This window comes from Streptomyces sp. NPDC104202, assembly GCF_055584185.1.
Genome location: NZ_JBVJMN010000063.1, coordinates 1 through 11,794, shown reverse-complemented (window position 1 = coordinate 11,794; position 11,794 = coordinate 1). Strand labels below are relative to the sequence as shown.

General features: G+C 72.5%; 12 protein-coding genes. 8 read left to right on the top strand and 4 right to left on the bottom strand.

Going from position 1 to position 11,794, the window contains the following annotated elements:
- Nucleotides 1-199: 199 nt before the first annotated feature.
- Nucleotides 200-1,336, bottom strand: a complete 1,137-nt coding sequence (gene dusB / locus ACZ60W_RS30630) for a tRNA dihydrouridine synthase DusB (protein ID WP_393642401.1) — start codon at nucleotides 1,334-1,336, stop codon at nucleotides 200-202.
- Between the two features lie 30 nt (nucleotides 1,337-1,366).
- Complete coding sequence (locus tag ACZ60W_RS30625) at nucleotides 1,367-2,260, bottom strand: MmyB family transcriptional regulator (RefSeq protein ID WP_469758681.1); 894 nt, start codon at nucleotides 2,258-2,260, stop codon at nucleotides 1,367-1,369.
- Nucleotides 2,261-2,475: 215 nt separating this feature from the next.
- Between ACZ60W_RS30625 and ACZ60W_RS30620 the strand changes: the two genes are divergently transcribed.
- Nucleotides 2,476-3,915, top strand: coding sequence for an MFS transporter (locus ACZ60W_RS30620; RefSeq protein WP_469758680.1), 1,440 nt, complete (start codon nucleotides 2,476-2,478; stop codon nucleotides 3,913-3,915).
- A 105-nt stretch (nucleotides 3,916-4,020) separates the two neighbouring features.
- On the opposite strand, the gene ACZ60W_RS30615 is transcribed toward ACZ60W_RS30620, so the two are convergent.
- Nucleotides 4,021-4,212 (bottom strand): DUF6243 family protein, encoded by a 192-nt coding sequence (locus ACZ60W_RS30615; RefSeq protein WP_469758649.1) that lies wholly within the window; start codon nucleotides 4,210-4,212, stop codon nucleotides 4,021-4,023.
- 228 nt (nucleotides 4,213-4,440) lie between these two features.
- Between ACZ60W_RS30615 and ACZ60W_RS30610 the strand changes: the two genes are divergently transcribed.
- The 3 genes from ACZ60W_RS30610 (at nucleotide 4,441) to ACZ60W_RS30600 (ending at nucleotide 6,918) form a co-directional block, all read left to right on the top strand.
- Nucleotides 4,441-5,478 carry an aldo/keto reductase gene (locus tag ACZ60W_RS30610; protein ID WP_469758648.1) on the top strand — a complete coding sequence of 346 codons (1,038 nt, stop codon included), beginning with the start codon at nucleotides 4,441-4,443 and terminating at the stop codon, nucleotides 5,476-5,478.
- A 16-nt stretch (nucleotides 5,479-5,494) separates the two neighbouring features.
- A complete protein-coding gene (locus tag ACZ60W_RS30605) occupies nucleotides 5,495-6,085 on the top strand; it encodes a TetR/AcrR family transcriptional regulator (RefSeq protein WP_469758647.1) in 591 nt (196 codons plus the stop codon).
- Nucleotides 6,086-6,219: 134 nt separating this feature from the next.
- A complete protein-coding gene (locus ACZ60W_RS30600; protein ID WP_469758646.1) occupies nucleotides 6,220-6,918 on the top strand; it encodes a VC0807 family protein in 699 nt (232 codons plus the stop codon).
- 62 nt (nucleotides 6,919-6,980) lie between these two features.
- Here ACZ60W_RS30600 and ACZ60W_RS30595 read toward each other — a convergent pair whose 3' ends face one another.
- Nucleotides 6,981-8,363: a glycine--tRNA ligase gene (locus ACZ60W_RS30595; RefSeq protein ID WP_469758645.1), complete on the bottom strand. Its 1,383-nt coding sequence runs from the start codon at nucleotides 8,361-8,363 to the stop codon at nucleotides 6,981-6,983.
- Between the two features lie 176 nt (nucleotides 8,364-8,539).
- Here ACZ60W_RS30595 and ACZ60W_RS30590 point away from each other — a divergent pair, with 176 nt between their 5' ends.
- From ACZ60W_RS30590 to ACZ60W_RS30575, 4 genes are all read left to right on the top strand, one after another.
- Entirely contained in the window at nucleotides 8,540-9,508 is a 969-nt protein-coding gene (locus ACZ60W_RS30590) for a metal ABC transporter substrate-binding protein (RefSeq protein WP_469758644.1), read from the top strand.
- Nucleotides 9,509-9,534: 26 nt separating this feature from the next.
- Nucleotides 9,535-10,302 (top strand): metal ABC transporter ATP-binding protein, encoded by a 768-nt coding sequence (locus ACZ60W_RS30585; RefSeq protein ID WP_469758643.1) that lies wholly within the window; start codon nucleotides 9,535-9,537, stop codon nucleotides 10,300-10,302.
- Between the two features lie 16 nt (nucleotides 10,303-10,318).
- The gene (locus ACZ60W_RS30580; protein ID WP_469758642.1) at nucleotides 10,319-11,212 is read left to right on the top strand and encodes a metal ABC transporter permease; all 894 of its coding nucleotides are present in this window, start codon (nucleotides 10,319-10,321) and stop codon (nucleotides 11,210-11,212) included.
- 71 nt (nucleotides 11,213-11,283) lie between these two features.
- Nucleotides 11,284-11,694 (top strand): Fur family transcriptional regulator, encoded by a 411-nt coding sequence (locus ACZ60W_RS30575; protein ID WP_469758641.1) that lies wholly within the window; start codon nucleotides 11,284-11,286, stop codon nucleotides 11,692-11,694.
- The last annotated feature ends 100 nt before the right edge of the window (nucleotides 11,695-11,794 follow it).

The window sequence follows — 11,794 nt, the reverse complement described above, 5'->3', positions numbered from 1 at the left end:
GCCCGAAGGCTCCCTGGCTCGAATCGGCGGGAAGGCGCTCGTTTGAGCATCCATTCGAGCAAGTGTGTTCAAGTCTTGAACGCAAAAGGGGTGGCACCCAGTGCCACCCCTTCAGGCGGTGCAGCCGCTCGTAACCTGCTCATGTGAGCGGCACCCCCCTCAGGGGTGGCGAGGATCACTCCCCAGGATAGGCCGGATCTCAGCCGCCGGACGTGTCCAGCTCGGCGTCCTCGCTCACTCCCGCACAGTCGTACGGGTCCTTCAGCCAGCCGTCCGGCAGGACAACCCGGTTGTTTCCGGACGTACGGCCCCGAGGGCCGTCGGCACCCACCGGCCACGGCTGGTCCAGGTCGAGCTCGCTCAACTGAGCGCGCAGTTCGTCCAGGGACGAGGTGATCGCCAGCTTCTTGCGCATCTCCGAACCGACCGCGAAGCCCTTGAGGTACCAGGCCACGTGCTTGCGGAAGTCGATGACACCGCGTGCCTCGTCACCCAGCCACTCGCCGAGCAGCCGCGCGTGCTTCACCATCGCGTCCGCGACCTCCCGCAGGCCCGGCTGCGCGTAGGCGCCGGTGCCCTCGAAGCCCGCCACCAGGTCGGCGAAGAGCCAGGGACGGCCCAGGCAGCCGCGCCCGACGACCACGCCGTCGCAGCCCGTCTCCCGCATCATCCGCAGGGCGTCGTCGGCCGACCAGATGTCGCCGTTGCCGAGGACCGGGATCTCCGGCACGTGCTCCTTGAGGCGCGCGATCGCGTCCCAGTCCGCCGTGCCGCCGTAGTGCTGGGCCGCCGTGCGCCCGTGCAGGGCGATCGCCGTGACGCCCTCCTCGACCGCGATCCGTCCCGCGTCGAGGAAGGTGATGTGGTCGTCGTCGATGCCCTTGCGCATCTTCATCGTGACCGGCAGGTCGCCGGCGTTGGTCACGGCCTCGTGCAGGATCGCCCGCAGCAGCGGGCGCTTGTACGGGAGGGCCGAGCCGCCGCCCTTGCGCGTCACCTTGGGCACGGGGCAGCCGAAGTTCAGGTCGATGTGGTCGGCGAGGTCCTCGTCGACGATCATCCGCACGGCCTTGCCGACCGTCACGGGGTCCACCCCGTAGAGCTGGATCGAGCGCGGCTTCTCGGTCTCGTCGAAGCGGATGAGCTGCATCGTCTTCTCGTTGCGCTCGACCAGGGCGCGCGTCGTGATCATCTCGCTCACGAACAGCCCCTTGCCGCCGCTGAACTCGCGGCAGAGGGTACGGAAGGGGGCGTTGGTGATGCCGGCCATGGGGGCGAGCACCACCGGCGGCTGCACGATGTGCGGCCCGATGGCGAGAGGGGTGAACGCGGTCATGCGCTCCATTGTCGCGCACCGCCGGGAGCCTCAGGCGGCCGTGCCGTCCGCCATGGCGGAGCTCACAGCCGCGGGGGCCGCGCGCCCGTGGGCCACCACGTCGAGGAGACGCTCGACCCCGGCCCGGGTCTCGGCGTCGACGGGGACGTAGGTGACGAGGTGGGGGCCCGTGCTCGGCCCCAGCCACAGGTTGGTGTGCTCGAACCGGAGCAGGCCGACGTGGGCGTTGTGGATGACCTTGGTGCGGCCGCCCGGGGCGACCACGTCGTGCCGGGCCCAGATCTCCCGGAACGCCGGCGAGGCCCCCTCCAGGCGCTGGACCAGCGCCTTCCAGGCGGGCTCGGCCAGGTGCTCGGCCATCGAGGCCCGGAACTTCCCGGCGAGGACGGGCAGGAGGTCGGGCAGATCGGTGGCCGCGGCCCGGAAGTCCTCGTCGGTGAAGGCCAGCCAGAGCGAGTTGCGGTCCTCGCGCGGCCGGGCGTCCAGGTCGCAGAAGAGCTGCCCGAAGGTGCGGTTGTAGGCCAGGAAGTCGAACCGGCTGTTCTGGACGGCGGCGGGGACGGGCTCCAGCTGCTCCAGGAGCGCCCTCAGCGCGGGCGTGACGGCCGGGCAGGCGGCGCCGGGGTGCGGATCGCTCTGGCCGGCCAGGGCGAAGAGGTGGCTGCGCTCGGTCGGATCGAGGAGGAGGGCGTCCGCGAGGGCGTCGAGCACCTGCGGGGAGACCTGGATGTCCCGGGCCTGTTCGAGCCAGGTGTACCAGGTGACCCCGACGGCGGAGAGATGGGCGACCTCCTCGCGGCGCAGCCCGGGGGTGCGCCGGCGGCGGCCCCGGGGCAGGCCGACCTGCTCGGGGGCGATGCGCTCGCGCCGGCTGCGCAGGAAGGCGGCGAGCTCGTGCCGCCGGGTGTCGGGTGCCGCCGTCATCGCTGTCGTCACGCTCCCAGGGTGCCGGGCCCGTCAGCCCGTTGCCAGGTATTCGTCGTACCAGGATAAGAAGACTCTGGTACCAGGCTGAGCGGGGGCGGATCGTCTGACGCGTGACGACGACACCGACTCCCGGCCGCACCCCCGCTCCCGCCTCCCGCCGCGGCGGCGCGGCCCCCGCCCGTACGACCGCCCCGACGACCCGGTCGGCCCCCGTGGCCCCGCCGGCCCACGCCGCCCGCACGGAGGCCCCACCGGGCGGCGGCCCGCCGGCGCTCGGCACGGCGGGGCTCTTCACGGTCCTCCTCGGCGCCTCGCTGCCGCTGATCGACTTCTTCATCGTCAACGTCGCCCTGCCCGCCATCGACCACGACCTCGCCGCCGGACCGGTGCTGCTGGAGCTGGTCGTCGCCGGCTACGCCCTGCCGTACGCCGTCCTGCTCGTCCTCGGCGGCCGGCTCGGCGACCTCTTCGGCCGGCGGCGGCTCTTCCTGGCGGGCATGGCCGCCTTCGGCCTGACCTCGCTCGCGTGCGGGGTCGCGCCGGACGCCTGGACGCTCGTGGCGGCGCGGGTGGCGCAGGGCGCCGCGGCGGCGCTGATGCTGCCGCAGGTGCTCGCGACGATCCACGCCTCGACGGAGGGGCCGCGCCGGGCCAGGGCGCTCAGCCTGTACGGCGCGACCGCCGGCCTCTCGATGGCGGGCGGCCAGATCCTGGGCGGGGTGCTCGTCGCCGCGGACGTGGCGGGCACCGGCTGGCGGGCGGTGTTCCTGGTGAACGTCCCCATCGCCGCCGCGGGCCTGCTGCTCGCCGCGCGGAGCGTCCCGGAGACCCGCTCGGACCGCCCGGCGCCGGTGGACGTGCCGGGGACGCTGCTGCTCGCCCTGGCGCTGGTCACGCTGCTCGCACCGCTGACCGAGGGGCGGGCCGCGGGGTGGCCGGCCTGGACGTGGGTCTCGCTGGGCGTGTTCCCGTTCGTGGCGGCGGCGTTCTGGCGGGCGGAGCGGCGGGCGGACCGGCGGGGCGAGGTCCCGCTGGTCCCGCCGGGGCTGCTGGCCCTGGTCTCGCTGCGCCGCGGCCTGGTCCTGCTGCTGCCGCTCTGCATGGGCTTCGGCGGCTTCATGTTCGTGATCGCGGTCGCGCTCCAGCAGGGTCTGGGGCTGGGCGCGGTGGCCTCGGGCCTCGCCCTGGTGCCGATGGCGCTGGCGTTCTTCGCGGCCTCCCTCGCGGGTCCCCGGCTGGTGGGGCGCTGGGGCACGCGGGTGGTCACGGCGGGCGCGCTCGTCCAGGGCCTCGGGATCGGCCTGCTGGCGCTGACGGTCCGGGACGCCTGGCCGGATCTCTCGGTGGGGCTCCTGCTGCCGGGGATGGCGGTCGCCGGGCTCGGGCAGGGCCTCCAGCTCCCGGTGATCTTCCGGGTGATCCTCTCCGAGGTGCCGGCCGAGCGGGCGGGCGTCGGCAGCGGCGTCATGGTGACCACGCAGCAGTCCTCGCTGGTCCTCGGCGTGGTGACGCTGGGCTCCCTCTACCTCGGCCTCACCGAGTCCTCCCCCGCCGGTTCGGCGACCCCGCTGGTCGCGACCCTGCTGGTCCAGCTGATCATGATCGCGGTGACGGCGGCGCTCTCGGTCCGTCTGCCGCGGCCTGCGGCGTAGGGGGCGTCCGGCCGCGGGTGCCGGGCTCGCGGCCGCCGGGGCCGCCGCGCACGCGAGGGGCCCGGGGCGGTGATCGCCCCGGGCCCCTCCGTGGTGCGGGTGGTGTCACGCGTCGGCGGATCCGCTGTCCGCGCCGGTGCCCTGCGTGCGGGCGCGCATCCGGTCCAGCAGCTCCTGCTTGCGCTCGTCGGCCGCGCCGCGGCCGGCGGAGCCGCCCTGGGCGGTGCCCTGCCGGTCGGTGCGGGACAGCTTCCTGCGCTGTCCGCCGACGCCGAGGAGGTTGTTGCGCTTGGCCATGGGTTCTCCCGTCAGGGGGGTGTGCGGTGGTCGGTCGCCTGCCTGCTCGGCGCGCTCACTCGTAGATCTGGAAGAACGAAGAGGACATGCCGGTGACGCTACCCGGGGCCCCGTGCCGCGGGCATCCGGTTTTCGTTCGCCCTGGTGCGCCAGGGGGCCGCACCCCGGGGCACCCCCATTCGAATGACAAATATTGAAATCTGTCATCGCACATGTCATGGTTGTCCCATGACCACGACACGGAACCCCGTCCCCACCCGCTCGCTCGGCACCACCGGCCCCGCCGTCTCCGCCCTGGGCCTCGGCTGCATGGGCATGTCCGCGCTGTACGGCGAGAGCGACCGCGCCGAGTCGGTCGCGACCATCCACGCCGCCCTGGACGCCGGCGTGACGCTGCTCGACACGGGCGACTTCTACGGCATGGGCCACAACGAGCTGCTGATCGCGGAAGCCCTGCGCGGCGCACCGGCCGCCGCCCGCGAGCAGGCCCTGACCAGCGTGAAGTTCGGCGCGCTGCGCACGGTCGAAGGCGGCTTCACCGGCTACGACGGCCGTCCGGCGGCAGTGAAGAACTTCGCGGCGTACTCGCTCCAGCGCCTGGGCACCGACCACATCGACATCTACCGGATCGCCCGCGTCGACCCCGACGTGCCGATCGAGGAGACCGTGGGCGCCATCGCCGAACTGGTCGAGGCGGGCCACGTCCGGCACATCGGCCTCTCCGAGGTCGGCGCGGACACCCTGCGCAGGGCGGCGGCCGTCGCCCCGATCGCCGACCTGCAGATCGAGTACTCGTTGATCTCCCGCTCCATCGAGGAGAAGATCCTCCCCGCCGCCCGCGAGCTGGGCATCGGCGTCACGGCGTACGGCGTCCTGTCGCGCGGCCTGATCAGCGGCCACTTCGGCCGGGACCGCGCACTGGCGCCGGGCGACTTCCGGGGCATGAGCCCGCGGTTCCAGGGCGAGAACCTCCAGCGGAACCTGGACCTGGTGGACCGGCTGCGGTCGCTCGCCGAGGCGAAGGGCGTGTCGGTCGCGCAGACGGCGATCGCCTGGGTCCTGGCCCAGCGCGAGCGGCAGGGCGTGGACGTCGTCCCGCTGGTCGGCGCCCGGAGCCGCGAGCGGCTCGCGGAGGCGCTCGGTGCCCTGGAGGTCACGCTCGACGTCGCCGACCTGGCCGCGATCGAGGAGGCCGTCCCGGCGGGCGCGGCGGCCGGCGAGCGCTACCCGGCGGCGCAGATGGCCCACCTGGACAGCGAGCACTGACGGGTACTGTCCTTCCATGGCCGCCACCGAGACCCTGACCGCAGAGCGCATCCTCGAAGCCACCGAGGAGGTGCTGCGACGCTACGGTCCCGCGAAGGCGACCGTGGTGGACGTGGCCCGGGTGCTCGGCGTCAGCCACGGCAGCGTCTACCGCCACTTCCGCACGAAGGCGGCGCTGCGCGAGGCGGTCACCGAACGGTGGCTGGAGCGGACGATCGTCGCGCTGGAACCGTACGTGGAGGCTGGGGGCCCGGCGGACGAGCGGCTCTCCGGCTGGCTCACGGCCCTCTTCTCCCTCAAGCGGAGGAAGGCGGGCGGCGACCCGGAGCTGATGGCCACCTTCCAGGTCCTCATCGGCGAGAACAGCGCGGTGGTGGACCGGCACGAGGAGCACCTCGTGGAGCAGATCGCCCGGATCCTGGCGGACGGCCGCCGGGAGGGCCGGTTCGCCGAGCCGGAGCGGGACGCGACGGCGACGGCCCGCGCGGTCTTCGACGCCACGGACCGCTTCCACAACCCGGCGCACGCCGCCGACTGGTCGGAGCCGGGCGCGGAGGACGCGTTCGCCTCGGTGGTCTCCCTGGTGCAGCGGGCGCTGCGGGCCTGAGCGGCGAGGGCCACGGCGCCCCTCGGCCTCACCGGCCCACTTGAAGATCATTTGGCTTGGAGTTTCCCCTTCCCTGTCCGGTGCGTGACTAGCGTTCCCCCGCACCTCGACCGTAAGAGCTCCCAGGGGGAACCATGTCCGCACCCGCCAGGCCACCGGCCCGATCAGGCGCCGCCTCCGCGCTCGGCTGGGTCCTCACCATCGGTCTCAACGTCGTCGCGCCGATCCTCACGTACAACACGCTGACCGAGGACCACGGCTGGTCCGAGTTCTCCGCCCTGCTCCTCAGCAGCGCCTGGCCGGTCCTCGACACCGCGATCATGGTGGCCTGGCGCCGCAAGGTGGACGAGTTCGCGCTGGTCACCCTGGTCTTCCTGGTGATCACGGCCGTGGTCTCGCTCGTCGGCGCGCACACCGCCCGCGCGCTGCTGGTCAAGGACTCGTGCGTGACGGGCCTGTTCGGCCTGCTCTGCCTCGCCACCCTGCTGGCGCCGCGCCCGCTGATGTTCTACTTCGGCCGCAAGTTCGCGACCGACGGGACCCCGGAGAGCACGGCGTGGTGGAACGGCATGTGGCAGTTCGAGGGCTTCCGCTCCACCATGCGCACGATGACGCTGGTCTGGGGCGTGGCGTACGTGACCGAGGCGCTGGTCCGGATCGGGCTGGCCTACGTCCTGCCGACGAAGACCATGGTGACCCTGAGCCCGGTCATGATCTACGGCGCCCTGGGCGCCCTCGGCGTCTGGACGGCCTGGTTCGGCAGGCGCCGCGCCGCCGAGGGCGCCCGGCGCCAGGCGGAGGCCGACGCCGCCGCGGCGGCCGCGGCCGCCTGACGGCACGGGAAAGCCCCCGGTTCCGCGTCGGAACCGGGGGCTTTCGCGTGGCGGCGTGGTGACTAGCAGCCGAGGAGGCGGCTGCCGAGGTAGCCCTGGATCTGGTCGAGGGAGACGCGCTCCTGCTTCATGGTGTCGCGCTCGCGCACGGTCACCGCGTTGTCGTCGAGGGTGTCGAAGTCGACGGTGACGCAGAAGGGGGTGCCGATCTCGTCCTGGCGGCGGTAGCGGCGGCCGATGGCGCCGGCGTCGTCGAACTCGATGTTCCAGTTCTGGCGCAGGTCGGCGGCGAGGCCCTTGGCCTTCGGGGAGAGCTGCGCGTTGCGCGAGAGCGGCAGGACGGCGACCTTGACCGGCGACAGGCGCGGGTCGAGGCGCAGCACGGTGCGCTTCTCCATGACGCCCTTGGCGTTGGGGGCCTCGTCCTCGATGTACGCGTCGAGCAGGAACGCCAGGAGCGTACGGCCGAGGCCGGCCGCGGGCTCGATGACGTACGGCGTCCAGCGCTCGCCGGCCTCCTGGTCGAAGAACGTCAGGTCGGTGCCGGAGGCCTTGGAGTGCGCCTTCAGGTCGTAGTCGGTGCGGTTGGCGACGCCCTCCAGCTCGCCCCACTCGCTGCCGCCGAACGAGAAGCGGTACTCGATGTCGGCGGTGCGCTTCGAGTAGTGGGAGAGCTTCTCCTTCGGGTGCTCGAACCAGCGCATGTTCTCCTCGCGGAGACCCAGGCCGGTGTACCAGTTCCAGCGCTGCTGCATCCAGTACTCCTGCCACTCCTCGTCCTCACCCGGCTTGACGAAGAACTCCATCTCCATCTGCTCGAACTCACGGGTGCGGAAGATGAAGTTGCCCGGAGTGATCTCGTTCCGGAAGGACTTGCCCATCTGCGCGATGCCGAACGGCGGCTTCTTGCGCGAGGTCAGCTGCACCTGGGCGAAGTTGGTGAAGATGCCCTGGGCGGTCTCGGGGCGCAGGTAGGCGACGGAGCCGGAGTCCTGGGTCGGGCCGAGGTGCGTGGAGAGCATGCCCGAGAACTGCTTGGGCTCGGTGAAGGTGCCCTTGTTGCCGCAGTTGGGGCAGTTGAGGTCGGCGAGGCCGTTCTCGGGGAGACGGCCGTGCTTGGCCTCGTACGCCTCCTCCAGGTGGTCCGCGCGGAAGCGCTTGTGGCAGGAGGTGCACTCGGTCAGCGGGTCGGTGAAGGTGGCGACGTGACCGGACGCCTCCCAGACCTCGGGGGCAAGGATGACCGACGAGTCGAGGCCGACGACGTCCTCGCGCGAGGTGACCATGTAACGCCACCACTGGCGCTTGATGTTCTCCTTCAGCTCGACACCCAGCGGCCCGTAGTCCCAGGCGGCACGCTGACCGCCGTAGATCTCGCTGCACGGGTAGACGAAGCCACGGCGCTTGCTCAGGCTGACGATGGTGTCGATCTTGTCGGCGGCCACGGTGCTCTCTTCATTACGACGACGAAGTGCGAATGCCTCAGGTTACCGGCGCCCGCACCCCCCGTATCAAATCGGTTCGGTGGCCGGGGTGCGCGAGGGCTCCGGGCGCGTCCCGTGAGGGGGGCCACCCGGAAGGCAATTGACAACCGTTTCCACTTTTGTTGAAAATGAGTGTCATGAACGTACGTCGCCTCATACCCAGCACCGCCCTCGCCGGAGCCGTCGCGCTCGGCCTCGTCACCCTCTCCGCCTGCGCCGGCACCTCCGACGCGGCCGGCAAGGGAAGCGGCGGCAAGCTGGACGTGGTGGCGTCGTTCTACCCGATGCAGTTCCTGGCCGAGCAGATAGGCGGCGTCCACGTCGCCGTCGACACCCTCACCAAGCCCGGCGTCGAACCCCACGACCTGGAGCTCAAGCCGAAGCAGATCGGCGCGCTCGGCGAGGCCGACGTCGTCCTCTACCTCAAGGGCGTCCAGCCCGCCGTCGACGAGGCGATCGCCCAGGCCGGCGTCGCGCACACCGTCGACGCCGCCACCCTCACCACGCTCGAGCAGCACGGCGCCGAGGTCGGCCACGACCACGCCGCCGAGGAGGAGCACGGCCACGACCACGGCTCCGAGGCCGGCGCCGACCCCCACGTCTGGCTCGACCCGGTGAAGTACGCCGAGGTCGCCAAGGGCGTCGGCAGCGCGCTGGAGAAGGCCGACCCGGCCCACGCCGCCGACTACCAGAAGAACACCGACGCCCTGGTGAAGAAGCTCGCCGACCTGGACACCGCGTTCGAGACCGGCCTGAAGAACACCGCAACCCGCACCTTCATCACCACCCACTCCGCCTTCGGCTACCTCGCCGAGCGCTACCACCTGGAGCAGGAGGGCATCACGGGCGTCGACCCCGAGTCCGAGCCGAGCCCCGCCCGCATCAAGGAACTCCAGGACGTCGCGAAGAAGGACAAGGTCTCCACCGTCTTCTTCGAGACCCTCGCCAGCGACAAGACCGCGAAGACCCTGGCCGGCGACACCGGCCTCAGGACGGACGTGCTCGACCCGCTCGAGGGCATCACGGACAGGTCCAGGGGCGCCGACTACCTCGAGGTCATGCGGTCGAACCTCGCCGCGCTGCAGAAGGCGCTCGGCGCCAAGTGACCACAGCACAGCAGGAGGCACGAGCCATGGCAGCCCCGGATCCCGTCCTTTCCGTCCGCGGGGCCACGGCGGCCCTCGGCGCCCGGCCCGTCCTGCGGGGCGTGGACCTCACCGTCGGCCGCGGCGAGGTCGTCGCCCTGCTCGGCGCCAACGGCTCCGGCAAGTCCACCGCCGTCCGCGCGGTCATCGGCCAGGTGCCGCTGACCGGCGGCACGATCGAGCTGTTCGGCACCGAGCGCCGGCGGTTCCGCGACTGGGCCCGCGTCGGCTACGTCCCCCAGCGCACCACCGCCGCCAGCGGCGTCCCGGCCACCATCCGCGAGGTCGTCGCCTCCGGCCGGCTCTCCCGCCGGAAGTTCGGCTGGGCCACCCGGGCCGACAAGGCCGCCGTCGCGCGCGCCATCGACCTCGTCGGCCTCGCCGACCGCGCCGGCGACTCCGTCTCCGCCCTCTCCGGCGGCCAGCACCAGCGCGTCCTGATCGCCCGCGCGCTCGCCTCCGAGCCCGAACTGCTGATCATGGACGAGCCGATGGCCGGCGTCGACCTCGCCAGCCAGGAGATCCTCGCCGCCACCCTGCGCGAGCAGGTCGCGGGCGGCACCTCCGTCCTCCTCGTCCTGCACGAGCTCGGCCCGCTGGAGCCGCTGATCGACACGGCGGTCGTCCTGCGCGACGGCTGCGTCGTCCACGACGGCCCGCCGCCCGAGGCCCTGGGCCAGCACGCGCTGCCCGGCCACGACCACGTCCATCCGCACGCGGCCGGCGAGCCGCTCCGTACGGGTCTGCTGACCTGAGGAAGCCGACCTGACCATGGAAATCCTCCAGCTCCCCTTCATGCAGCGGGCGCTCCTCGCGGCCGTCCTCGTCGGCGTCACCGCCCCCGCCGTCGGCATCTACCTCGTCCAGCGCCGCCAGGCGCTGATGGGCGACGGCATCGGGCACGTCGCCATGACCGGCGTCGGCCTCGGCTTCCTGCTGAACTCCAGCCCGGTCTGGATGGCGACCCTCGTCGCCGTCGCCGGATCCGTGGCCATGGAACTGATCAGGGCGTACGGCAAGACCCGCGGCGACCTCGCGCTCGCCCTGCTCTTCTACGGCGGCATGGCCGGCGGCGTCCTGCTGATCAACCTCTCGCCGACCGGCTCCAACGCCAACCTCAGCTCCTACCTCTTCGGCTCGCTGTCCACGGTCTCGGCCTCGGACGTCACCGCGATCAGCCTCCTCGCCGCCTTCGTGGTCCTCGTCACCGTCGGCCTGCGCAAGCAGCTCTTCGCCGTCAGCCAGGACGAGGAGTTCGCCCGCGTCACCGGCCTGCCGGTGCGCGCCCTGAACCTGCTGATCGCGGTCACCGCCGCCGTCACCGTCACGGTCGCCATGCGGGTCGTCGGCCTGCTCCTGGTCAGCGCCCTCATGGTGGTGCCCGTCGCGGCCGCCCAGCAGCTGTCGAAGTCCTTCCGCGCGACCTTCGTCCTCGCGGTGGCGACCGGCATCACGGTCACCGTCGCCGGCACGGTCACCTCGTACTACCAGGACGTGCCGCCCGGCGCGACGATCGTCCTGTACGCGATCGGCGTCTTCGTCCTGCTGACCCTGCTCGCCGCCCCGCTGGCGAAGCGGCGGGCCCGTGCCGCCGAGGCGGGCGCCGCGCACTGCGACGCACCGGTTCCGGCCACCCGGCGGCCGGCCGACGACGTGAAGGTCTGATCCCGGTCTGACCGCGGGGGCACGGGGGGCTGGCAGAATGGCGGGGCAGACAAGCATTCAAGGAGGCCCCCGTGGTGACGGCAGGACCCCCCGTACGCGGCCGCTCGACCAAGCAGCGGGCCGCCGTCTCGGCGGCACTGAACGAGGTGGACGAGTTCCGCAGCGCGCAGGAGCTGCACGACATGCTCAAGCACCGCGGCGACTCGGTCGGCCTCACCACCGTCTACCGCACGCTCCAGTCCCTGGCGGACGCGGGCGAGGTGGACGCGCTGCGCACCAGCGAGGGCGAGACGGTCTACCGCCGCTGCTCGACCGGCGACCACCACCACCACCTCGTCTGCCGCGTCTGCGGCAAGGCCGTGGAGGTGGAGGGCCCCATGGTGGAGCAGTGGGCCGAGACGATCGCCAGCGAGCACGGCTTCGTGAACGTGGCCCACACCGTCGAGATCTTCGGCACCTGCGCGGAGTGCGCGGACAAGTGACCTGACATACGAGCGGGGGGGGGGGGGGGGGGGGGGGGGGGGGGGGGGCTGTTTTTTGCGGGAGGGGCTCGCCACTTTTCCCGAGGGGAGAGGGGGGAGG